Consider the following 21,727-nt stretch of genomic DNA (forward strand, 5'->3'; position numbering starts at 1 on the left):
CCCGATGGTACGGCAGGGGCTACGCGTCCTGCTTGATCGCGGAGCCCTCAATTTCAATGGCGACCTTCTCGCTCACGAGCATGCCGCCCGAGTTGAGCGGGGCCTGGAAATCGATGCCGAAATCGGTGCGGTTAATCGACGTGCTGGCCTCGAACCCGATGCGCGTGTTGCCGAACGGGTCCTCCTCGACGCCGAAGGTCTCAACCTCGAACGTGACTGGTTTCGTGGTGCCCTTGATGGTGAGGTCGCCCGTGACGGTGCCGTTGCCGGCATTATCTACGTTGAATGCCGTGGAGGTGAACGTCATTTCCGGGTGCTTCTCCACATCGAAGAAGTCCTCGCCGCGCACGTGTGCGTCGCGGTCCTCGTTTCGGGTATCGACGCTCGCGGTTCGGACGGTGCCCTGTGCCGTGCTTGCTGCCAGATCGTCGGTGAGCGTGATGGTGGCGTCGTGGTCGGTAAACTCGCCGCGGACCTTCGTCACCATCGCGTGGCGGACGGTGAAGCCGATGGAGGAGTGTGCCGGGTCGAGCTTGTATGTACCGGTGAGCTGAGACATGATTCCTACTTTCGTTGACGTATCATCAAAAATGATTGTAGGTGCGAGTGTAGGTGATTATTGGTGACGTATCAACAATGTAGGGTTGTTGCTGCTCAGCTGTGGTCGGAAGGGGCTACCCTGAGCGCCGCCAGGATCTCATTCGTCCGCAAAGGGAGCGCCGCATGCGGTACACCAGGTACCTCGATCACATCGCCCCACCGTGACGACCACGCTGGAACAATGCGGTCAGTATCCGAAACGATAGAGACGATTTCGGTACCGGAAGGGGCCACTGGCTCCTCCCGGAAATGCTCCAATTCGACGAACGCGTCGCCAGCCACTGCCCGAACAAGTCCAGGCGGAAACAGACGCGCAATGCCGTGCGTGCCACGCCACGAGGCTCCGAGGCCCACGATCGTGCCGCAGCGCGCGGCGATTTCGCTCAACTGAACAGCCCTCAGCCCGATCAGCGCGCCATACGAGTGCCCCACAACATCGACCTGCTGCGCAGCCAGGCTGTCGAGGAACGCCGCAATCTCTTTGGACGAGGCGTCGATACCTGCCGTTGCCCGATGGCCGTAGCCAGGCGCAATCAACCCAATCCCATGTTTTTCCAGTGCGTGTGCAAGGCGGCGGAAGACAAAAGGGGAGGAACCAGTGCCATGGAGGGCCACAACGATGCGGCCTGTTGTCTGGGAGTTCGCTGTTGAAGGGGATGGAAGTATCCGTGGCACGTAGGAAAGCAACGCCATAGCGTCTTAAACTACTCGCCGTGGATGCAATCCGTTCGTTATCCGTGGTCAGCACAGGCGCGACCTGGGCGATCTACCTCTCTTTAGCTGCTTCCGTGGTTGTCGCGTTGTGGTACGGCCGTCAGCACCGGCGCATTGCACTCGCAATCGCGGCAGCGCTGCTCGCAGCGGCGTACCTGTTGCTCGCGGTGTGGCCGAAGCCGTTCCCGGATGCAATTCCGTGGCACATCTACGCCAGCTGTGCAGCTGCCGTGTTCGTGGTGGCGACCATCTTCTTGGCGCCGCGGTGGCGGTGGCGCCTCGCCCTGCTCGCAGTGATTCCTTTGATGCTGGCGTACCTTGCGGTCAACCTTGTTTATGAGCAGTACCCGACCCTCGGGTCCTTCCGCCCGGTCCCGGTCACCGTGTCCATGAATTTGGATCAGTTCCGCGAAACGACGACCGCCCCGATCCTTGACGGCAGGGAAGTGGGCGCTCTAGTGACCCTGCCTGCCCCACCGCTGCGCGATGCAATTGTGTACGTTCCGCCCGCCTACTGGCATGGCGAGCACCTACCGGTCCTCGTGCTGCTCGCGGGAAGCCCCGGCAGCCCAATCCGGTGGTTTGACGAAGGCGGGGCGCAACAGACGCTCGACGACTACCAAGTTGCACACGACGGCGTAGCCCCCATTGTCGTCAGCGCGGACGGCACAGGAACAACCACGGGGAATCCCGGGTGCGTGGACGGCCCGGATCTGCAAATCCAGACCTACCTTGCCCAACAAATCCCGCAGCTGGTCAAAGAGAATTTCCGTGTGAAAGAAGACCAACGCACGTGGGCAATCGGTGGGTTAAGCTACGGCGGCACGTGCGCACTCCAAGTGATTACCAACGATCCCACGGCCTACGGGACGTTCCTCGACTATTCGGGTGAGGCGGAACCGAACCTAGGCGGGCACCAACGGACCGTCGACGTGCTGTTCGGCGGCGACGAGGCCGCGTTCCAATCCGTGAACCCGGAAACGCTCCTTCAGGAAGCAATCGGGACGGCGACCTACAAGGGAATCGCTGGCAGGTTCGCCGCCGGCAAGCGTGACCAAGAGGCTATGGCAGCGCTTCCGCACCAAAACGAGCTCGCGCAGAAAGCCGGGATGAGCACCACATTCCGCTCGCTGCCAGGTGGGCACAGCTTCGAAGTGTGGCGAGTGGCGTTGCGCCAAGACATTGACTTCGTTGCTCAACGCGGAGGAATTCAATGAAACACTTGATCAGCACCTGTTTGAGGAAAGTTCCAGTCACGCTCGGCCTCTTGAGTATTGCGTGGGCCACGTATTTAGCCTGCGTATTGTCGGGTGCGGCCCCGCGGGAGGCTTTCGGATTGCGCCTTCCCGTTGATCCCGACCTTTGGCACTGGGCCACCGCAGGGCTGACCGCAGGTAACCTCGTCGGGCTCATCCTGGCCACTGTCGCAGCGCTGCTATTCGCAGATCCAGCCGAGGTGCGACTTGGCTCTGCTCGCTTCGCGGTTGTGGCGACGGCTTCCGAGTTTGTAGCGCTTCCTTTCGGCTTCATTATCGGTAGTGCCATCGAGCGAGCAGGCTTTAACCTGTGGGGCCCAGACCTTGCCAACGAGACCTTTGTGTCTCCGGTCGCGTGGATCTTCGGGCCCGCCGCATTCGCCACTGCCTTCATGGGCGTGCTGTGGCGACGTCGCCTCCGCCTCGTGTTGCTTGCGATGATGACGACCCTTGTGCTCTACGACGGCTCACTCTCAGGCGTCGTTGCACTTGTCGCCATTGTCGCAGGGACCGTCGCTGGCGTCCTTGTCACGGACACAGGTACGCCACGCAGAATGTCGCTGCGGGAAGCACGGGTCCTGGTGGCTGCCCTGTTTCTTAGTGTTGCAATCGGACCAGTTATCACGGCGATCAACCCCGCTGCACAGGGGCCTTTCGCAGGAGTGAGCAAGCTGATGTGGGAGCCGACAGTCGCAGGGCATTTAGTAGCCCAGCGGTGCGCTGACGCTACATCCGTCGCCTGCGCGGAAGCGATGGCGGTAAACAGTCAACATGGCCTCGGTCCCTTGCTGATGAATGCCTTGCCTATCGTTTTGTCAGCCATCCTTGCGCTGGGGCTCGTGCATGGCAGGAAACTGGCATGGTGGGCAGCCGTCCTCGTCAGCGTTGGATCCATTGCGGTGATCTGCTGGCAAACAATCGGTGGGGGAGCAGACGGCTCTACCGCTGTGAACACAATACTGGTAGTTCTCCCGTGGCTGGTCACCATTGCAGTCCTCATTGCCACTCGCCGCCGGTTCACGGTTCCGTCCAATTGGTACCGTGGCGCGGCGATCATAGGAGGGACGTGGTTAGCAACCGCAGCACTGTGGACCTGCGGAGCCTGGGTTGTGCGAGACGGCTTCCTCGGAGGAGCATCGATAAGCGCGCTGCTTGCTGAGCTGCCGAACAGGTACCTCCCACCCGTGGTAGCTGTGCTGGCTCCAACGCATGCGTTCCCCATCAGCTCCGTGGCGTGGATCTTCTACGAATGGGTGGGAATCATATTCTGGATTACCGCGTTGATTGCACTGTTTGAGGTGCTGTCCGCGCCGCCGTCCGAAGCGCACGCGCAGGACCGCCAGCGAGCCCGGGAGATTCTGGTCCATGGGTCCGGTGACCACCTCGCGTGGATGGGGCTGTGGGAAAGAAACCGCTACTTTTTCTGCGGGACGGACTCCGGCGACGGAGAAGGCGTCGTCGCGTACCGCGTCTCCTACAACGTCGCTGTCACGGTCGGAAGTCCCGTGCACCGAGGCACGATGACAGAAGAAGCCGTTGCCAGTGCGTTTGAAGAGTTCGCCGCACGTCAAGGCTGGAGAGTCGCGTGGTACTCAGTGCCCGGCACCTTTGCTCGTCCCGACTTCCGACGCATCCACGTCGCCGAAGAATCCATGTTGCTGACGGACAACATCGAGTTCAAAGGCAAGAAATTCTAGAACATCCGAACCGCGCGCAACCGTGCGGCGAAAGAAGGCGTGCGCGCCGTGTGGACGAGCTGGGCCGAAAGCCCAGTGGAAATGCGTGAGCGCATCGTCGCGCTCTCAGAACAATGGGTCGCAGATAAAGCACTTCCAGAAATGGGCTTCACCTTGGGAGGGCTCGACGAGCTCCGCGACCCGGACACCAAACTCCTCCTCGCAGTGGGCGACGACGGCAGCCTGCACGCAGTGACGAGCTGGCTGCCCGTCTACGAAGGCGGCGCCCTCGTCGGCTACACCCTTGACTTCATGCGCCGCGACGCGAACGGGTTCCGGCCAGCCATCGAATTCCTTCTCGCGGAAAGCGCCCGCATCGCTGCCGAGCAAGGACTTGGATGGGTCTCCCTCTCCGGAGCGCCGCTGGCTCGAACGGATGCGCCGGAATCACTCGTAGAAATCATCCTGGATAAGGCCGGTGCGACGATCGAGCCACTCTACGGCTTCCGCTCACTCGCTGCCTCGAAGCACAAATTCCACCCGACGCACCAAGGCTGGTACCTGCTGTACGAAGACGAAATGTCACTCGCTAATATCTCGCTAGCAGTCATTCACTGTTACCTGCCGGACATGAAGAAGTCGGACATGATGACCGTGGTCAAGGAGTTCCTGGGCCGGCCAAATCTTGCGCAAAGAGGGTAGATAAGTTAGTGCATTCGCGTTCTTTGCAGAAATGCGAAACCCCCGCAGCCTATTTGCGCAGGCCGCGGGGGTGTTTTGCGCCCCAGAGAGGATTCGAACCTCCGACACCGGCTTTAGGAGAGCCGTGCTCTATCCCCTGAGCTACTGGGGCAACTCGACTAACAGTACCGCAGGACAGAAGTGATGCCAAAGTCGCGGGCGCCCGCGACGGCATCGCTATTTGCCCGGGTGCTAGGCCTCTTCGCCGGTCAGTTCGCGCAGCTTCGCGCGAACAGCGGACGCGGCAGGGTTGGTCGCGTGCGTGCCGTCAGAATAGAGGACGGTGGGGACGACGCGGTTGCCGTCGTTGACGGACTCGACCCACGCGGCGGCGTCCTCGGCGCCTTCGGCTTCGACGTCAACGACGTCGTAAGGGGTTTCGGTACGGTCGAGGCGCTCGCGAAGCTTCTTGCAGAACGGGCACCAATCGGTTGCGAAGATGGTGACGTGGGAAGAGGTTTCGGGAGTGGTCATGATTTTGGGCCTAACCTTTCGAGGCGTTGGTACTTGAAACGGGTGCCATTGGCGGAGGTATGCCACGGTCCATCAGAAACGATAGCGAAGTCATCGGTGACGCGGGGCGCGCGGACGGCGGACGCTCCGAGCTTGTCTGCGACGTGGACATCGACGATCGTGCGTTCAATGACGTCTACTTCGTCGATGGTTGCTTCGTAAATCTGGCCACCGCCGATGATCCAGGCGGACGTCTTCAAATCTGGGATGTCGCGGGACACGAAGGCGCCGTCGGACCACTCGCCGGGCTCGCGCGAGGACAACACATGGTTTGTTCTGCCCGGCAGCGGCTTGATGGGGAGGTGGTCCCAAGTCTTGCGCCCCATGATGATCGGGTGGCCCAGCGTGATCTCCTTGAAGTGGCGCAGGTCCTCAGGCAGGTGCCAGGGCATGCCCACGCCGTCGCCGATGATGCCGTCGATGCTTTCGGCCCAGATCGCGCCCAGCATTAGACGGACACCTGCGCTTTGATCGTCGGGTGCGGGTCGTAGCCGACGACTTCGATGTCGGAGAAGTCGTAGTCAAACAGCGACTCTGCCTTCCGCAGCTTGAGCTGCGGGTAGGGGCGAGGCTCACGGGAGAGCTGCTCGCGCACCTGGTCGAAGTGGTTGTTGTAAATGTGGCAGTCGCCGCCGGTCCAGATGAGTTCGCCGACCTCGAGACCTGCCTGCTGTGCAAACATGTGCGCGAGCAGGGCATAGGAGGCGATGTTAAACGGCACGCCCAGGAACATGTCGGCGGAGCGCTGGTACACCTGCAGGCTCAGCTTGCCGTCAGCTACATACAGCTGGAACAGCAGGTGACACGGCAGCAGCGCCATGTGCTCGAGCTCGGAGACGTTCCACGCGGACACCAGGTTGCGGCGCGAATCTGGGTCCTCCCTCAACAGCTCGAGCGCGCGCGAAATCTGGTCCACGTGCTGCCCATCGGGGGTAGGCCAGGAACGCCACTGCACACCGTAGACCGGGCCGAGCTCGCCATTTTCGTCGGCCCACTCGTTCCAGATGCGCACGCCGTGTTCCTGCAGCCAGGTCACGTTGGAGTCGCCGCGGAGGAACCACAGCAGCTCGCCCACGACGCCCTTGAAGTACACCTTCTTGGTGGTCAGCAGGGGGAAGGACTCGGAAAGGTCGTAGCGCAGCTGGCGGCCGAAGACGCTTCGCGTGCCGGTGCCGGTGCGGTCGCCCTTATCGGTGCCGTTTTCCAGGACGTCGCGCAGGAGGTCTTCGTACGGAGTCACCAGGCTCACTTCGCGACGACCCCTTCGAAGGAGCCGTGCTCGTCGTAGTACTTCGCGCAGGCTTCCAGGATGTCGTCGGCAAGCTCCGGACGGCAGATGAGCAGATCCGGGATGTAGGTGTCCTTGTTGTTGTACTTCAGCGGCGAGCCGTCGAGGCGCGAGCAGTGCAGGCCCGCAGCCATGGACACACCAACTGGTGCTGCCTGGTCCCACTCGTACTGGCCACCGGCGTGTACGTAGGCGTCAAAATCGCCGAGCAGGACATGCATTGCCTTCGCGCCAGCGGAACCGACGGGGTTGGTCTCGAAGCCGAGGGCATCAGCAACGAACGGGGCGATCGCCGGCGGGCGGTTGCGCGACATTGCGATCTTCTTCGCGAACGGCCCCGAGACGTGGCGTACGTCGGAAGATTTGAATACGACGCCAAGGTCCGGCAGACCTACCGCCGCGTGGGTCGGGACGCCGTCTTCGACGAGCGCGATGTGCACGGCCCAGTCCTGGCGGCCGGTTGCGAACTCCTTCGTGCCGTCGAGCGGGTCAACAATCCAGACGCGGTTGTTGCTGAGACGGGAGTGGTCGTCGGCTGCCTCTTCGGACAGAAATGCATCGCCCGGGCGGTGCTGCTCAAGCACGCGCGCGATCCAGTTCTGTGCCAGGTCGTCGCCGGCTTCTCCAAGTTCACGTCCGCGGAGAAGGCCAACACCGCGAATACCCTTGAGGATCTCGCCGGTGCCTTGCGCGATTAAGTTTGTCAGCCGAGAGTCTGAATACTGAGCAGTCATGGCTTCGACTTTAGCGCGAAACCAGCCAAAGGAACCATTTCTTTTCGCCTGCCTGCACTATCTGTATTCTGGCGGGCATGGCCAAAGGAATCCTCGAACGCTTCAAACCGCAGGTGGCGACCTGGTTTGAAGAAGTATTCGAGGCGCCAACGCCAGTGCAGGAGCAGGCGTGGGCCACGATTTCCGACGGCGGCAACGCCCTGGTGGTAGCGCCTACCGGTTCTGGTAAGACGTTAGCGGCCTTTTTGTGGTCGTTGAATTCGCTCGTGGAGCGCGACGGGCAACAGGCCCTGCCAATCGATGGGGCGAACGCCAGCAGCCACGGCGGGGTGCGCACCTTATATATCTCGCCGCTGAAGGCCCTTGGTGTGGACGTCGAAAATAATTTGCGGGCCCCGCTCGGCGGGATTGGGCGCGTGGCGCAGCGCATGGGGCTGGACATACCGGATGTTTCGGTGGCGGTGCGCTCGGGTGATACCTCGCAAGCGGAGCGGTCTCGCCAGGTGCGCAAGCCGCCGGACATCCTGATCACCACGCCTGAGTCGCTGTATTTGATGCTGACCTCGAAGGCCTCGGGCATCCTGCGGACCGTAGACACCGTGATCGTGGACGAGATTCACGCGCTCGCGGGCACGAAGCGGGGCGTGCACCTGGCGCTGTCGCTGGAGCGGCTCGGGCGCATCGCTGGGGACTTTCAACGCATCGGGTTGTCTGCGACGGTGCGCCCGCTGGAGGCCGTGGCGGACTTCCTCGGGCCACGAACGACGATCATCCAGCCACCGGGGGAGAAGCGCTGGGACCTCGCGGTGCGGGTGCCGGTGGCTGACATGAGTGACCTGCTGGTGCCGGAGGAGGCGTCGACAATTGGGGATGCCACCGTCGACGACGCCCTGGACCTCGGCGGGGAGACAGCGGCGCTGATGCCACCGGCGCCGAAGTCGATTTGGCCGCACATCGCGGAATCGGTGTACCGGGAGGTCATGGCGCACCGCTCGACGATCGTGTTCGTGAACTCGCGACGCACAGCGGAGCGGCTCACCAGCCAGCTCAACGAGCTGTGGGCCAAGGAGCACGACCCCGAGGCCCTCAGCCCTGCTACTCGACGCCCCCCTGCACAGCTGGGCAAAGGGGTCGACCTCGCGGGGGAGGCGGCGCCTGTGATTGCACGGGCGCACCATGGCAGCGTGTCCAAGGACGAGCGGGCCACGACGGAAACGATGCTGAAAGAGGGCACGCTCAAAGTGGTCGTGTCGACGTCCTCGCTGGAACTCGGCATCGATATGGGTGCGGTGGAGCTGGTGATCCAGGTGGAGTCGCCGCCGTCGGTCGCCTCCGGGCTGCAGCGCGTCGGGCGCGCCGGGCACACGGTAGGCGCGATCTCGCACGGCTCGTTCTATCCGAAGCACCGCTCCGACCTGGTGCAAACGGCCGTGACCGTGCCGCGGATGCGCGACGGGCTCATCGAGGAGCTGCGCACGCCATGCTCCCCGCTGGACGTGCTCGCCCAGCAGACGGTGGCCGCGGTGGCAGTCGAGGACCTCGAGCTTGATGACTGGTACGAGACCGTCACCCGCGCCTGGCCCTACCGCAACCTCGACCGGGATGTATTCAACGCCGTCATCGACCTGGTCACCGGGGTGTACCCATCAACGGACTTCGCGGAGCTCAAGCCGCGCGCCTGGCTCGACGGCACCGTGCTCAAGGCGTTGCAGGGCGCGCAGCGCGTCGCGGTCACCAACGCAGGCACCATCCCGGACCGAGGCATGTTCGGCGTGTTCCTCGTCGGCTCCGAGGCGGAGGGAGGGGCGCCGCGCCGCGTCGGCGAGCTCGACGAGGAAATGGTCTACGAGTCCCGCGTCGGCGACGTGTTCACGCTCGGGGCGACGAGCTGGCGCATCGAAAACATCACGCGCGACCAAGTACAGGTCTCTCCCGCGCCGGGGCATACCGGCAGGCTGCCGTTTTGGTCGGGGGAGGGCGTCGGGCGCCCGTACGAACTCGGCAAGGCGCTCGGCGCGTTCAGGAGAGAGGTGCGCGGCGGAGCGGGCGTCGATAATTCGCTCGATGCGTACGCGCGCGACAATCTGCGGGCCTACCTTGAGGAGCAAGAGGAGGCCACCGGCGTGCTGCCAGACGAGACGACGCTGGTGCTCGAGCGCTTCACCGACGAGCTCGGGGACTGGCGCGTGGTGCTGCACACGCCGTTCGGCAAGGGTGTGAACGCCGCGTGGGCGCTGGCCGCCGGGTGGCGGATCGCGCAGGAGACCGGGATGGACGCCCAGGCCGTGGCCGGCGACGACGGCATCGTTCTGCGCCTGCCCCAAGGCGACCACGAACCCTCCGGGGCCCTGTTCCAATTCGACGCCGACGAGATCACCGACATCGTCACCGAGCAGGTGGGAAACTCCGCTCTGTTCGCCTCCCGGTTCCGCGAGTGCGCCGCCCGCGCCCTGCTGCTGCCGCGCCGCAACCCCGGCAAGCGCGCGCCCCTGTGGCAGCAGCGCCAGCGCGCCGAGCAGTTGTTGGATGTGGCCCGGAATTACCCGTCGTTTCCGATCATCCTGGAAACGGTGCGCGAGTGCCTCCAGGACGTCTACGACCTGCCCGCCCTGCAAGAAGTCATCCGTGACCTGCAGACGCGCCGGGTCCGCATCGCGGAGGTGACCACGCAGCAGCCGAGCCCGTTCGCCTCCTCGCTGCTGTTCAACTACACGGGCGCGTTCATGTACGAGGGCGACACTCCGCTCGCGGAGAAGCGGGCGGCGGCGCTCGCGCTGGACCCGTCACTGCTAGCCAAACTGTTGGGCACCGTGGAGCTGCGCGAGCTGTTGGACGCGGCGGCGCTCGCCGAGGTGGACGCGTCGCTGCGCCGGGTCGGCCGCGCCGAGACACCGGAGCAGTTCGCCGACACCCTGCGCCTGACCGGCCCGGTGCCTGTGGACGAGCTCGCGGTGTACACCTCGGTGCCGCTCGCGGGGGTGGAGGCATCGCTCGGGCCACGCGTGATGCGGGTGCGCATCGGCGGCAGGGAACACGTTGCGCAGGCGCTCGACGCCCCACTGCTGCGCGATGGCCTTGGCGTGCCGGTCCCTCCCGGGGTGGCAGCGCAGGTGGCCACCATCCCCGATGCGCTCTCCCAGCTCGTGCGTCGCTGGGTGCGCACCCGCGGCCCCTTCACGCTGCGCGCGCTTGCCGATGCCTTCGGGCTCGCGCTCGGCGCTGCCTACACGGTGCTCCAACCGCTTGTCGACGCCAACTCCGTCATCGAGGGGCGCTTCCGCCAAGGCGTCGACGACCAGGAGTACGTCGCGCACGAGGTCCTGCGCGTGATCCGTTCCCGCTCCTTGGCGGTCGCGCGGGCGCAAGCCCGGCCGGTGTCTTCGTCGGCGTACGGGCGTTTCCTGCCAGCGTGGAGTAACGTCGCCGCGGCGGGAACGGTGCCTCCCTTACGCGGCGCCGACGGGGTGTACTCCGTCATCGAGCAGCTCGCGGGCGTGCGGCTGCCGGCCTCTGCGTGGGAGTCCCACATCTTGCCGTCGCGAGTGGGGGACTACTCGCCGATCATGTTGGATGAGCTGACTGCCTCCGGCGAGGTCATCATTGTGGGCGCTGGGTCGGCGGGGGCGAACGACCCGTGGATCATGCTGCTGCCGAGTGACTACGCCGCGCAGCTCTTGCCGCAAGTCGACCCGCCGTTGCTCTCGCTCACGCAGCAGCACATCATGGACACGCTCGCAGCAGGTGGAGGCTACCTGTTCAGCGACCTGCTCACGCCAGCGACGACTGCCGAAGAGCTACGCGAATCCATGTGGGACCTTGTCGAGGCCGGCCACGTTTCACCGGATTCCTTCGCGCCGCTGCGCGCACGCCTTGCCGGTGGTAAGGCCGCGCACCGCGCGAAGCGGCGACCGTCCCGCTCCCGCATCCGCTCCGGCAGGACCTCGTTTACGCAAACCGCCCCGCCAGACATGTTGGGACGCTGGGCCGCCACCCCGCAGCCCGACACCGACCCGACCCGGCGCTCGCTCGCGCTTGGGGAGGCGTGGCTGGACCGCTACGGGGTGGTGACCAAGGGCGCCGTCGTCGCAGAGAATGTCATCGGCGGCTTCGCGTTGGCGTACAAGGTGCTCTCCGGGTTCGAGGACTCCGGCAAGGCGCTGCGCGGCTACCTCATCGAGGGGCTTGGCGCAGCGCAGTTCTCCACCCCTGCGACGATTGATCGGCTGCGTGGCCAGCAGGACAGCGACGACGTCGCCGGTTGGCCATCGGGTGCGCGTGAGCCAAAGGTGTACGTGCTCGCCGCCACCGACCCGGCCAACCCCTACGGGGCCGCGCTGCCGTGGCCCGTGACCGGCCCGACCAGATCGGCAGGCGCGATGGTGGTGCTCGTGGACGGGCTGTTGGCGGCCCACGTCACCCGTGGCGGCAAGAAGCTCACCACCTTCTTCGAGACCTTCCCGGAAGGCATCGAAGATCCGCTACCACTTGTCATCGACGCACTATCGGATGCCGTCGCCGCCGGGAGGATACGCCCGCTCAACGTCGAAACCGTCAACGGCGAGCCCGCGTTCCGGCTCCGCGATCTTGGCGTGGCGGTGACGCACAAGGGCGTAAGAATCGGAGGCAAGCAGGCCGCGCCTCCGAAGCGGCGCGGGCGCAGCATGACGGAGGCCCTAGGGGATCTGGACGGGCTCTCCTTCGACGATTAGTGTTTCGGCTGGGTTTAGGGTCGCAGTATCACGCGAGGCACCGGCCGGTGAGTAGTCCCCGGTGGCCCTGCCCGCATCGCCCGTTTGTTCCGGATCCGATTCACCGCCGAGTGCATGGCGGGGTCCGAGGTGTTGGTGTGGCGGGTGCCGTCGGCCTTGACCAACAACGCGGTGCCGGTGGTGGAGTCGTAGTCCATGTAGCCCTTGTTGAAGGAGCCGTCCCGGTGGTCGTTGTTGCACCGGTGGTGGGTGGGGCACAGGCCGGTGAGGTTGGTGATGTCGGTGCCGCCGTGGCGCAGCCAGGAAATGATGTGGTGGGCTTCGCACTCGCTCATTGCGGTGGTGCAGCCGGCCCAGGAGCACACGCCCTGGATAGCAAACATGGCGATGCGTTGCCCAACAGAGGCGAGCCGCTTGGACCTGCCTAGGTGCAGCGGCACGCCGGTGAGTTCGTCGACGGTGAGCAGGAAGTCAGACGTGCCATCCATGCCGAGGCGCACGAGTTCGAAGGCGTCCAGCTCCACGCCGACGTTGGTTTGGAACAGTGTGGTGGCGTCGGCGTCGGCGAGGTCGTCGAGCGTTACTGAGACCACCACGGAGGCGGCGCCACCGTTGGTGGTCTGCTCGCCGTGCTCGTATTGGCGCATGATGGCCATGAACTGGTCGTAGCGGCGCTGGCCACGGGTGCGAGGATCGCGGTCCTGCTGGCGATCGGGCGGGATATTGGAGTTTGGCGCAAGCCCCTTGTCAGTCAGCGCCTTGTAGAGCGCGTAATCGCCTGCTGTCATGTCCAGGCGCACGTGGTAGGTGCCATCGGAGTTCTCCTTGCCCAGGGTGGCCTCGCGCTTCTCAAAGCCCGCGTTGGGGTTCTTCTTCGCGTGTGGCCGGTTCGCCTTATCCACGAGGCGCTTGACCGTGAGGCGCAGGTCCTGCTCGTCTCGGGTCTTCGCTTCCTCCATGGCGTGGGCGTAAATGCTCATGTGCTCGCCCTCGGCGGCCTTGAGTAGCCTGTCGGTCTCGCGCCGGATGATGTCCTGCTTGGCCGCGGGAACCGCGTCGGCGTGGCGGCGAGCTTGGACCTGGTCTTTACGACGCCGCTCCGCCTCCTCCACATCGAGCAGGCCGCCACGGTCCGGCTCCGTCACCGGAGCGAACATCGCCTTGGCGCGCGCGAGCCGGTTATATGCCTCACCCTTGGAGATGCCCAACTTCTCCATGAGGTAGGTATCCGGGTAGTTGGCGCCGACGAGTTTGCCGGCGTCGGCGATAGCGCAGACCTGCGCGAAGGCGGCATCGATGTAGGCCTTCTTGTCCATCGCGTGTTCGAGGCGTGCGATGTCTTCGGCGATGGCGGAAAGGCGGAGGGAGGAGGGGTCGTCGAAAAGCATGCGTAGCTGCGTCAGGCCGTTAATGACCTGGTCAACGAGCTTGGTCACGTCGTTCATGTCCCCTCCTTCAAGTAGCTAAGGGCGACTATACAGACGTGTCGGACTTGAAAAAATGAGATTCGAACAAAGATTCTAAAGCAGTTGCTTGACCAGGTGTGCTGCCGCGGCCAGGCCGATGCGCGGGTTCGCCACGCGCACGTCTTTCACGGCGCGAACAAACTCGGCTTCGGGGTCGGTGCCGGTCTCTGCCAGCACACCCCGCGCCCACTCGGTGGCGGCATCCATGTCGGGGAAGAACCCGACGAGCGACTCCTCCGGCGTGGGGCCGTAGTTGAAAAGGTTTTGTAAGAAGCGGAACATGGATACCACTATGCCTGAAGGGGATTCCGTCTATCAGCTGTCGAAGCGCCTGCAGTGGATGCAACACCGTGAAGTCACTGCCACGAGTGTTCGCGTGCCGCGCTTCGCCACCGTCGATTTCACCGGCATGACCTGCGAGCGCGTCTGGCCCTACGGCAAGCACCTCTTCATGGAGTTTTCCCGCGAAGGCCACGAATCACAAGTGCTACACACGCACCTCAAGATGGAAGGCACATGGGCGATCCATCGTGCGGGCACCCGCTGGCGCAAGCCCGGCCACACCGCCCGGGTGGTGCTGCGCCTCGCGGACGCGCCGAAGCCTGATATCGAGCTCGTCGGACACTCGCTGGGCCTCGTCGATGTGTTCCCCGCGCGCGAGTACCCGCAGCGGATGGGCTACCTGGGCCCGGACATGCTGGCACGCGACTTCGACCAGGAAGAGGTCGTGCGCAGGATCAGTGAGCACCCGCACCTCGAAATGGGGCGCGCGCTGCTCAACCAGCGTTTCGTCGCGGGCATCGGCAATGAGTACCGCGCAGAAATTCACTTCATCGCTGGTACGCATCCGGCACGCAAGGTGGGGGAGGTGGACGTCGAAAAGCATGTGGCGATCGCGCGGCGCCTCATGTGGGCAAACAAAGACTCCCCGGTGCGAGTGACCACGGGGATCAAACGCGCCGGGGAGACCAGCTACGTATTTGGAAGGAACAACAAGCCGTGTCGGCGGTGTGGCACGCTCATCGAGAAAGGATTCCTCGGGGGAGCGGGCGACTTAGAACGAGTTATTTGGTGGTGCCCTCAGTGCCAGCCGCCTTCTCCTTCATGGAGCGGCGAATGAAGTACGCCAGGAAGCCGAGCATGATCAGGATCAGCAGGACGTAGACCACGGTCGAGTACGTATCCACGTAATGGGAGACCGTCTCCCAGCTTTCGCCGAGGTACATGCCGAGCGTGATCAGGATTGCGTTCCAGATTGCGGAGCCGAGCCCGGTCCACAGGGCGAACATCGCGAGGTTCATGCGGTCCAGGCCTGCAGGAATCGAGATGAGGGAGCGCACCCCCGGAATCAGGCGGCCGAAGAAGACTGAGGATCGGCCGTGCTTATCAAACCACTCGAGGGACTTATCGACGTCCGACGCCTTCACCAACCACATCCAGTCAGCGATCGCGCGCAGGCGTTCGGCGCCCAGCCAGGCACCGAGGCCGTAAAGGAAAAACGCGCCCGCGACGGACCCCATCACCGACCAGATGAACACCGCCAGGTAGCTCAGCGAGCCCTGCGCGACCGTGAAGCCGGCCAGCGGCAGCACTACCTCGGAGGGGATCGGTGGGAAGACGTTCTCCAAGAAAATCGCTATCCCGACGCCGGGGGCGCCGAGAAGCTCCATCAGGTTGACGATCCAGTCGATGATGGCTTGCACGTTCACTCCTTAGTTGTAGGTAAAACAACTGCCTATCTTGCCCTACTAAGGAGTGATGCACCAAGCGCTAGCGACGGTTTTCGCGGTACCAGCCAATCAGTGCGTCGGTGGAAGCATCGCCGGTTGCTGGAGTTTCTTCGCCCGCGACTGCCTTGGCCAGGTCGTTTGCCTGCTGCTTGCCGAGCTCGACGCCCCACTGGTCAAACGAGTTGATGTCCCAAATCACACCTTCGGTGAACACGATGTGCTCGTAGAGCGCGATGAGCGCGCCGAGCGTGAACGGGGTCAGCTCCTCGGCCAGGATAGTTGTGGTCGGACGGTTGCCTGGCATGACCTTGTGCGGGGCCAGCGTGGCGTCGACCCCCTCGGCCTCGATGGCGGCCTGGTCCTTGCCGAACGCGAGCACCTTCGTCTGCGCGAAGAAGTTGCCCATCAGCAGGTCATGCATGGAGCCTTCGCCGGTCATGGTCGGGAAGTCTTCCTTCGGGGTGGCGAAGCCGATGAAGTCCGCCGGCACGAGCGAGGTGCCCTGGTGCAGCAGCTGGAAGAACGCGTGCTGGCCGTTCGTGCCTGGCTCGCCCCAGAAAATCTCGCCGGTGTTGTAGGTCACTGCGGTGCCGTCGTGGCGCACGGACTTGCCGTTGGACTCCATGGTCAGCTGCTGCAGGTAGGCAGGGAAGCGGGAAAGGTCCTCGGAGTAGGGCAGGACGGCGTGCGTCTCGGCGTTGTAGAAGTTGCGGTACCAGACGTTGAGCAGGCCCATCAGCACCGGCACGTTCTGGGAGAACTCGGTGGTGCGGAAGTGCTCATCCATGGCGTGGAAGCCCTCGAGCATGCGCATGAAGTCCATCGGTCCGATGACGGCCATCAGGCTCAGGCCAATCGCGGAGTCCATGGAGTAGCGGCCGCCGACCCAGTTCCAGAACGGGAACATGTTCGCAGTATCGATGCCGAACTCGGCGACCTTTTCCGCGTTCGTAGACACTGCGACGAAGTGCTTCGCCACAGCGGAGGCGTCGCCGTCGAACTGCTCGATGAGCCAGCGCTTCGCCACGTGTGCGTTGGTCAGGGTCTCCTGGGTGGTGAACGTCTTCGATGCGATGACGAACAGCGTCTCTTCCGGGTTGCAACGGTCGAGGACTGCGGCGATGTCCGCTGGGTCGACGTTGGAGACGAACTCTGCGGTAATGCCGGCGGTTGCGTAGGCGCGCAGTGCCTTGGTTGCCATCGCAGGTCCCAGGTCCGAACCACCAATACCAATGTTGACGACCTTCTTGATGGTGTGTCCGGTGTGGCCCAGCCATTCGCCGGAGCGAAGCGCCGATGCGAAGTCACGCATCCGGCCCAGCACCTCATGCACGTCCGCCGCTACGTCTTGGCCGTCGACCTCAAGGTTGGCCTCTACCGGAAGGCGCAGTGCCGTGTGCAGCACCGCGCGGTCCTCGGTGTCGTTGATGTGCTCGCCCGCGAACATCGCGTCGATCTTGGTGCGAAGCTGTGCGGTATCTGCGAGGGAGACGAGCGCATCGACGACGTCGGCGTCGATAAGCTGCTTGGAAAGGTCAACGTGCAGCCCTGCTGCGTCGAAGGTGAGCTTCTTCGCGCGGTCTGCGTCGCGGTCGAAGAGCTCGCGCAGGGTCGTATCAGCCTTGGAGGCGTGGAGCTTCTCCAAGTTAGACCAGGCTGGCGTGGCGGTGATATCGGACATAGTTCCTCCTTGAAACGGATGGTTGTCTGCCTTGATATGGTACTACGAAAGTTGGGGAGTGCGTTGTTGGGGCTAGCCCAGCTTTCCGCGTCCCAGGCGCAGCAAGATATTTGCCAGCGCCGGGCCTTCCTCCCCAAGCTCATCGCGGAATTGGTTAATGATCGCGACCTCGCGGGTGTGCACAAGCTTCGTGCCGCCCGACCCCATCCGCGTCTTGCCGATCGCCTTCGACACCTTGGTGCGACGCTTAATCGCGTCCAAAATCACACGGTCGAGGCGGTCAATCTCTTTGCGGTACTGCTGGATCTCCGCATCGGAGAGCGGATCGTCCGTCCCGGACGGCATGCGGATTTCGAAGTCACTCATGGTTGCTCATTATGCCACTGCTCCAGCGGTTGTGTCCGGGGTGTGAGTTAGGGTGTGTGACATGAATGATCTGACGCTAGGACTCAACCCCCAACAGGAAGCCGCCGTGCGCCACAGCGGCTCGCCTCTTCTAATTGTCGCGGGCGCTGGGTCCGGCAAAACCGCAGTGCTGACCAGGCGCATCGCTTTCTTGTTACAGGAGCGCGGTGTCGCACCCTGGCAGGTCCTGGCGATCACATTTACCAACAAGGCCGCCGCGGAGATGAAAGAGCGCGTCGAGGCGCTGATCGGGCCGCAGACCGAGCGGATGTGGGTGGCAACCTTTCATTCGATCTGCGTGCGGATCCTCCGCCAGCAGGCCCAGCTCGTTCCTGGGCTGAACACGAACTTCAGTATCTATGACGCCGACGATTCCCGCCGGCTGCTCTCGATGATTGCTAAAGAGAACAATCTCGACCTGAAGAAGTTTTCACCCCGGGTGCTCGCGAACGCGATCTCGAACCTCAAGAACGAGCTCATCGACGAGCAGCAGGCGGCCGATGACGCGCAGCGCACCCACAACCCATTCGACTCCACTGTTGCCAAGGTGTTTGCTGAGTACCAGCGCCGCCTGCGCTCGGCAAACGCTGTCGACTTCGACGACCTCATCGGGGAGGTCGTGCGGATTTTTAAGGAGCACCCGCAGGTTGCGGATTATTATCGACGCCGCTTCCGCCACGTACTCGTGGACGAGTACCAGGACACGAACCATGCGCAGTACGAACTCATCCACACCCTGGTGGGCAAGGGGCCTGAGGCTTCTGAGCTTGCCGTAGTTGGCGACTCCGACCAGTCCATTTACGCGTTCCGTGGCGCGACGATCCGCAACATCGAGGAGTTTGAGCGCGACTACCCCGACGCAACCACCATCGTGCTGGAGCAGAACTACCGCTCGACGCAAACCATCTTGGACGCTGCCAACGCGGTGATTTCCCAGAACACCGGTCGGCGCCCGAAGAAGCTGTGGACGGACCACGGCACCGGCGACCAGATCGTCGGCTACGTCGCGGACAACGAGCACGACGAGGCTCGGTTTATCGCTGGCGAGATCGACCGGCTCACAGACAGTGGAGTGCCCTACTCCGACATCGCGATCATGTACCGCACCAACAATGCATCGCGTGCGTTGGAAGACATCTTCATTCGCACCGGGATCCCGTACAAGGTGGTAGGCGGCACGCGCTTCTATGAGCGCAAAGAGGTTCGCGATATCGTGGCCTACCTCAAGGCGCTAGAAAACCCGGACGATACGGTCAGCCTGCGCAGGATTATTAACGAGCCAAAGCGTGCCATCGGGGATAAGGCGCAGTCCACGGTGGCGCTCTACGCGCAGACCTACTCGGTGAGCTTCGGCCAAGCGTTGCGGGTGGCGGCCGACGGCGGCATTGACGCACTGGGTACGCGCGCGAAGAATGCCATCAATGGTTTTGTCACCATGATGGATGAATTGCGCGAGGAAATGGCAGCGGACCAGCGAGAAGAGGCTGGCAACACTGACCTCGGGGAGCTGGTCTCCACGATTCTGGACGTCACCGGGTACAAAGCGCAGTTGGAGCAGTCGAACGACCCGCAGGATGCCACGCGCTTGGACAACCTGAATGAGTTGGTGTCCGTCGCGCGCGAGTATTCCTCGGAGTCTGCACTGCAGCTGGCGTACCTCAGCGACGAGGAAATTTCGGAGATCTTCGACGAGGGCGAACCGCTGCCAGGAACCCTGCAAGCCTTCCTGGAGAAAGTGGCGCTCGTCGCTGACGCCGATCAGCTTCCTGAGAACGATCAGGGCGTAGTCACGTTGATGACGCTGCACACCGCAAAGGGTCTTGAGTTCCCCGTCGTGTTTGTGACTGGGTGGGAAGACGGGCAGTTCCCGCACCTGCGCGCCTTGGGGGATCCGGCGGAGCTCGCCGAAGAGCGTCGCCTGGCGTATGTCGGCATCACCCGTGCGCGCAAGCGCCTTTACCTGACGCGCGCGATGGTGCGGTCCTCATGGGGGAGCCCGGTGACAAACCCGGCGAGCCGATTCCTTGGGGAGATTCCGCAGGAACTCATCGATTGGAAGCGTGAGGAGCCCACGTATTCTTCGGGCTCTTCGCATTCACCGTGGTCAACTGGTGGCCGGAGCCGCAGCAACGGGTTTGGGCGGTCGCAGTCGCGCGGCGGTAGCAGCAGGACCAAGGTGAACAAGGACCTGCAGCTGGCGGTCGGGGACCGGGTCAACCATGCAAAATACGGGCTGGGTACCGTACTGGCCGTTGATGGTGCGGGAGTGCGAGAAACCGTGACGATTGACTTTGGTTCCTCCGGGACAGTCCGCCTGATGCTGATCGGCGGCGTCCCGATGGAGAAGCTCTAACTACTGGATGCGGATACCTGCCTGCGCGAACCACGGCACAGGGTCTACTGGTGTCACGCCATCTGGGTGGATCTCGAAGTGGAGGTGCGGCCCGGTGGAGAAGCCTTCGTTGCCGATCTGCGCGATCTGCTGGCCGGCCGTCACGCGTTGGCCGACGCTGACGTTGTAGACCGCCATGTGGCCGTAAACGGAGACCTCGCCGCCGTCGTGCTTGATCACGACCCAGTTGCCGAAGCCCTGGGCCGGGCCGGCGTTGATGACGGTGCCATCCATCACGGCGTAGATCGGGGAGCCGAGGTTGTTCGCGATGTCGATTCCCTGGTGGACTGTGCCCCAGCGTGGGCCGAACCCGGACGTAAACGTCCCCGTTGCCGGGGTGACGACCGTGCGGCCATCGGCGGTGCGGCCACGCTGGTAGCGGACGCCACCGTTCGCGCCTTCCTGCTGGAAGGAGAGACCGAGGTTTTCCTGAATGACGCGCGGGTCGTACACGAGTGAGTACTCTCCGACGCGCAGGGTTGCACCGCTATCCAGAATCGTGTCTGCTGCTTGCGCAACAGCCTTCACGGCCTGATTGTGGTCAATCGGAGCGCCGTTCAGCGTGAGACCTACAGCGTTCGCAGGGGAAGCGGTGAGAGTGAGCATGGACGCAGTCGCGACGGCAAGTGCCGAAAGTACTGTGCGATTCATACGGAGAAGCAACCTTTTCTAAAAAATCCGGGTGGCCACGCTGCAGCCACATACAGCGAAAAAACTTAGTCACCTCCCGTGGGCTTAGCAATGCGTAACCGCAGGTAGGGAGGGAAAAGTATGTTCGAATGCTTCTAGAACAACCGCAAACTCGCTGGCTGGGCGCCCGTGACGAATGTGACAGATGGGAACAATGGTGCCAATGTGGTTTATGGCGGGGGTAGGTGACGGTACCCCCGGCTGGTGTGTCGAAAAAGAAAAACCGTCGCAACTCATGTACGAGTCACGACGGTTTGAAGCCTTGGGGTTAGAGCTGAATACCTCGCTCTGCGAGCCACGTCGCCGGGTCAACAGGAGTGTTGCCATCTGGGTGGATCTCGAAGTGCAGGTGTGAGCCGGTGGAGAAGCCCTGGCTACCCATACCTGCGATGAGTTCTCCGGCGTGCACAACCTGACCGACGGAAGCGTAGAGGGAATCCATGTGGCCATATACGGAGACAGAGCCATCCTCGTGTCGGATGCGGATCCAGTTGCCGTAGCCCTGTGCCGGGCCGGAGTCGATGACGGTGCCGTCCATGACGGCCAGGATTGGGGTGCCATTCACGTTGGCGATGTCGACGCCAGAGTGGAAGGAACCCCAGCGAGGGCCAAATCCGGAGGTGAACACGCCCTCAGCTGGCTTCACAACCAGCGGTGCGCGAGCGGCTTCATCGGCGCGTGCGACCTCCTCGGAATGTGCGACTGCCTTCACGAGCTGATCCGCAAGGTTCTCAACCGGCTTGTATTCCGCGATAGCGAGGATCTGTGGCGCAGCCTCATCGGTCAGTGCCGTGAGCTGGTCGGTGTCTGCGGCGAGGGTGTAGCTGTCAGCTTGCTGGGTGCCATCGCCCTGAAGCGCAGCTGCGGCAGCGCCAGAGAGTCCGGCGGTGGAGACGGCGCCAGTGGCAACGGCAACCATTGCGACGCGACCCTTGTTAGGGGACTGCTTGCGGTGCTTGCCAGCTGATTTCGTTGAGTGGAGCATGGACCCTCTTTAGACTTCCCGTTGGTTACAGAACTGTAACGTTTGTAACCTTCCTGTTATCTACGAGAGGTAACTGTAATGAATCGAATGCGCTAAGGCAAGCTATAACCTGAGTATTTCTTAATCGTTTTCTTTGCGTATTACGTT

At 63.3% G+C, this 21,727-nt stretch carries 17 protein-coding genes, 1 tRNA gene and 1 pseudogene; 5 read left to right on the top strand and 14 right to left on the bottom strand.

All coding sequences use genetic code 11. The features are described from left to right. Nucleotides 1-19: 19 nt before the first annotated feature. Together QP802_RS02380 and QP802_RS02385 are read right to left on the bottom strand one after the other, a co-directional pair. Nucleotides 20-559: a YceI family protein gene (locus tag QP802_RS02380; RefSeq protein WP_071567056.1), complete on the bottom strand. Its 540-nt coding sequence runs from the start codon at nucleotides 557-559 to the stop codon at nucleotides 20-22. 95 nt (nucleotides 560-654) lie between these two features. Further along, nucleotides 655-1,293, bottom strand: coding sequence for an esterase/lipase family protein (locus tag QP802_RS02385; RefSeq protein WP_284817530.1), 639 nt, complete (start codon nucleotides 1,291-1,293; stop codon nucleotides 655-657). A gap of 20 nt (nucleotides 1,294-1,313) precedes the next feature. Between QP802_RS02385 and QP802_RS02390 the strand changes: the two genes are divergently transcribed. Beyond that, nucleotides 1,314-2,531: an alpha/beta hydrolase gene (locus QP802_RS02390; protein WP_284817532.1), complete on the top strand. Its 1,218-nt coding sequence runs from the start codon at nucleotides 1,314-1,316 to the stop codon at nucleotides 2,529-2,531. Between the two features lie 713 nt (nucleotides 2,532-3,244). Continuing rightward, a pseudogene (locus tag QP802_RS02395) lies at nucleotides 3,245-4,948 on the top strand (bifunctional lysylphosphatidylglycerol flippase/synthetase MprF). A 78-nt stretch (nucleotides 4,949-5,026) separates the two neighbouring features. On the opposite strand, the gene QP802_RS02400 reads toward QP802_RS02395, so the two are convergent. The 5 genes from QP802_RS02400 to QP802_RS02420 all read right to left on the bottom strand — a co-directional run bounded on the left by QP802_RS02400 (nucleotide 5,027) and on the right by QP802_RS02420 (nucleotide 7,522). Further along, a tRNA-Arg gene (locus QP802_RS02400) sits at nucleotides 5,027-5,099 on the bottom strand. An 80-nt stretch (nucleotides 5,100-5,179) separates the two neighbouring features. Continuing rightward, the gene (locus QP802_RS02405) at nucleotides 5,180-5,461 is read right to left on the bottom strand and encodes a mycoredoxin (protein ID WP_070362845.1); all 282 of its coding nucleotides are present in this window, start codon (nucleotides 5,459-5,461) and stop codon (nucleotides 5,180-5,182) included. After that, complete coding sequence (locus QP802_RS02410; RefSeq protein ID WP_256006345.1) at nucleotides 5,458-5,949, bottom strand: dihydrofolate reductase; 492 nt, start codon at nucleotides 5,947-5,949, stop codon at nucleotides 5,458-5,460. The genes QP802_RS02405 and QP802_RS02410 overlap by 4 nt, the downstream gene beginning before the upstream one ends. Then, a complete protein-coding gene (locus QP802_RS02415; RefSeq protein ID WP_070976104.1) occupies nucleotides 5,949-6,749 on the bottom strand; it encodes a thymidylate synthase in 801 nt (266 codons plus the stop codon). The genes QP802_RS02410 and QP802_RS02415 overlap by 1 nt, the downstream gene beginning before the upstream one ends. Beyond that, nucleotides 6,746-7,522: a 3'(2'),5'-bisphosphate nucleotidase CysQ gene (locus tag QP802_RS02420; RefSeq protein WP_070976106.1), complete on the bottom strand. Its 777-nt coding sequence runs from the start codon at nucleotides 7,520-7,522 to the stop codon at nucleotides 6,746-6,748. The genes QP802_RS02415 and QP802_RS02420 overlap by 4 nt, the downstream gene beginning before the upstream one ends. Nucleotides 7,523-7,599: 77 nt before the next feature. Between QP802_RS02420 and QP802_RS02425 the strand changes: the two genes are divergently transcribed. Continuing rightward, nucleotides 7,600-12,231: an Lhr family ATP-dependent helicase gene (locus tag QP802_RS02425; protein WP_284817533.1), complete on the top strand. Its 4,632-nt coding sequence runs from the start codon at nucleotides 7,600-7,602 to the stop codon at nucleotides 12,229-12,231. 14 nt (nucleotides 12,232-12,245) lie between these two features. Here QP802_RS02425 and QP802_RS02430 read toward each other — a convergent pair whose 3' ends face one another. Beyond that, the gene (locus QP802_RS02430) at nucleotides 12,246-13,676 is read right to left on the bottom strand and encodes an HNH endonuclease signature motif containing protein (RefSeq protein ID WP_284805075.1); all 1,431 of its coding nucleotides are present in this window, start codon (nucleotides 13,674-13,676) and stop codon (nucleotides 12,246-12,248) included. Nucleotides 13,677-13,751: 75 nt separating this feature from the next. Further along, nucleotides 13,752-13,979, bottom strand: a complete 228-nt coding sequence (locus QP802_RS02435; protein WP_070362839.1) for a hypothetical protein — start codon at nucleotides 13,977-13,979, stop codon at nucleotides 13,752-13,754. A 10-nt stretch (nucleotides 13,980-13,989) separates the two neighbouring features. Here QP802_RS02435 and QP802_RS02440 point away from each other — a divergent pair, with 10 nt between their 5' ends. Beyond that, entirely contained in the window at nucleotides 13,990-14,817 is an 828-nt protein-coding gene (locus QP802_RS02440; protein ID WP_070363557.1) for a DNA-formamidopyrimidine glycosylase family protein, read from the top strand. On the opposite strand, the gene QP802_RS02445 is transcribed toward QP802_RS02440, so the two are convergent. From QP802_RS02445 to QP802_RS02455, 3 genes are all read right to left on the bottom strand, one after another. Beyond that, entirely contained in the window at nucleotides 14,762-15,400 is a 639-nt protein-coding gene (locus tag QP802_RS02445; RefSeq protein WP_143000848.1) for a DedA family protein, read from the bottom strand. The two genes, QP802_RS02440 and QP802_RS02445, sit on opposite strands and share 56 nt — an antisense overlap. A gap of 67 nt (nucleotides 15,401-15,467) precedes the next feature. Then, nucleotides 15,468-17,108, bottom strand: coding sequence for a glucose-6-phosphate isomerase (gene pgi / locus QP802_RS02450; protein WP_284817535.1), 1,641 nt, complete (start codon nucleotides 17,106-17,108; stop codon nucleotides 15,468-15,470). 72 nt (nucleotides 17,109-17,180) lie between these two features. Further along, on the bottom strand, nucleotides 17,181-17,474 hold the full coding sequence (locus tag QP802_RS02455; protein WP_070362837.1) for a chorismate mutase: 294 nt from the start codon (nucleotides 17,472-17,474) through the stop codon (nucleotides 17,181-17,183). A gap of 61 nt (nucleotides 17,475-17,535) precedes the next feature. Here QP802_RS02455 and pcrA point away from each other — a divergent pair, with 61 nt between their 5' ends. After that, nucleotides 17,536-19,866 (top strand): DNA helicase PcrA, encoded by a 2,331-nt coding sequence (gene pcrA / locus QP802_RS02460; protein WP_256000362.1) that lies wholly within the window; start codon nucleotides 17,536-17,538, stop codon nucleotides 19,864-19,866. Here the strand turns inward: pcrA and QP802_RS02465 are convergent, their stop codons facing one another. Both QP802_RS02465 and QP802_RS02470 read right to left on the bottom strand, forming a co-directional pair. Beyond that, nucleotides 19,867-20,556 (bottom strand): M23 family metallopeptidase, encoded by a 690-nt coding sequence (locus QP802_RS02465; protein ID WP_070362835.1) that lies wholly within the window; start codon nucleotides 20,554-20,556, stop codon nucleotides 19,867-19,869. A gap of 307 nt (nucleotides 20,557-20,863) precedes the next feature. Continuing rightward, nucleotides 20,864-21,580: a M23 family metallopeptidase gene (locus QP802_RS02470; RefSeq protein WP_256006353.1), complete on the bottom strand. Its 717-nt coding sequence runs from the start codon at nucleotides 21,578-21,580 to the stop codon at nucleotides 20,864-20,866. Nucleotides 21,581-21,727 lie beyond the last annotated feature (147 nt).

It is taken from the genome of Corynebacterium sp. UMB10119B, assembly GCF_030228125.1.
GTDB lineage: Bacteria > Actinomycetota > Actinomycetes > Mycobacteriales > Mycobacteriaceae > Corynebacterium > Corynebacterium pseudogenitalium.

What these genes read in the sequence shown, in the direction of transcription:
- QP802_RS02380 (WP_071567056.1), bottom strand. Translation starts at nt 559, where the DNA reads ATGTCTCAGCTCACCGGTACATACAAGCTCGACCCGGCACACTCCTCC.
- QP802_RS02385 (WP_284817530.1), bottom strand. Translation starts at nt 1,293, where the DNA reads ATGGCGTTGCTTTCCTACGTGCCACGGATACTTCCATCCCCTTCAACA.
- QP802_RS02405 (WP_070362845.1), bottom strand. Translation starts at nt 5,461, where the DNA reads ATGACCACTCCCGAAACCTCTTCCCACGTCACCATCTTCGCAACCGAT.
- QP802_RS02410 (WP_256006345.1), bottom strand. Translation starts at nt 5,949, where the DNA reads ATGCTGGGCGCGATCTGGGCCGAAAGCATCGACGGCATCATCGGCGAC.
- QP802_RS02420 (WP_070976106.1), bottom strand. Translation starts at nt 7,522, where the DNA reads ATGACTGCTCAGTATTCAGACTCTCGGCTGACAAACTTAATCGCGCAA.
- QP802_RS02425 (WP_284817533.1), top strand. Translation starts at nt 7,600, where the DNA reads ATGGCCAAAGGAATCCTCGAACGCTTCAAACCGCAGGTGGCGACCTGG.
- QP802_RS02430 (WP_284805075.1), bottom strand. Translation starts at nt 13,676, where the DNA reads ATGAACGACGTGACCAAGCTCGTTGACCAGGTCATTAACGGCCTGACG.
- QP802_RS02435 (WP_070362839.1), bottom strand. Translation starts at nt 13,979, where the DNA reads ATGTTCCGCTTCTTACAAAACCTTTTCAACTACGGCCCCACGCCGGAG.
- QP802_RS02440 (WP_070363557.1), top strand. Translation starts at nt 13,990, where the DNA reads ATGCCTGAAGGGGATTCCGTCTATCAGCTGTCGAAGCGCCTGCAGTGG.
- pgi (WP_284817535.1), bottom strand. Translation starts at nt 17,108, where the DNA reads ATGTCCGATATCACCGCCACGCCAGCCTGGTCTAACTTGGAGAAGCTC.
- QP802_RS02455 (WP_070362837.1), bottom strand. Translation starts at nt 17,474, where the DNA reads ATGAGTGACTTCGAAATCCGCATGCCGTCCGGGACGGACGATCCGCTC.
- pcrA (WP_256000362.1), top strand. Translation starts at nt 17,536, where the DNA reads ATGAATGATCTGACGCTAGGACTCAACCCCCAACAGGAAGCCGCCGTG.
- QP802_RS02465 (WP_070362835.1), bottom strand. Translation starts at nt 20,556, where the DNA reads ATGAATCGCACAGTACTTTCGGCACTTGCCGTCGCGACTGCGTCCATG.
- QP802_RS02470 (WP_256006353.1), bottom strand. Translation starts at nt 21,580, where the DNA reads ATGCTCCACTCAACGAAATCAGCTGGCAAGCACCGCAAGCAGTCCCCT.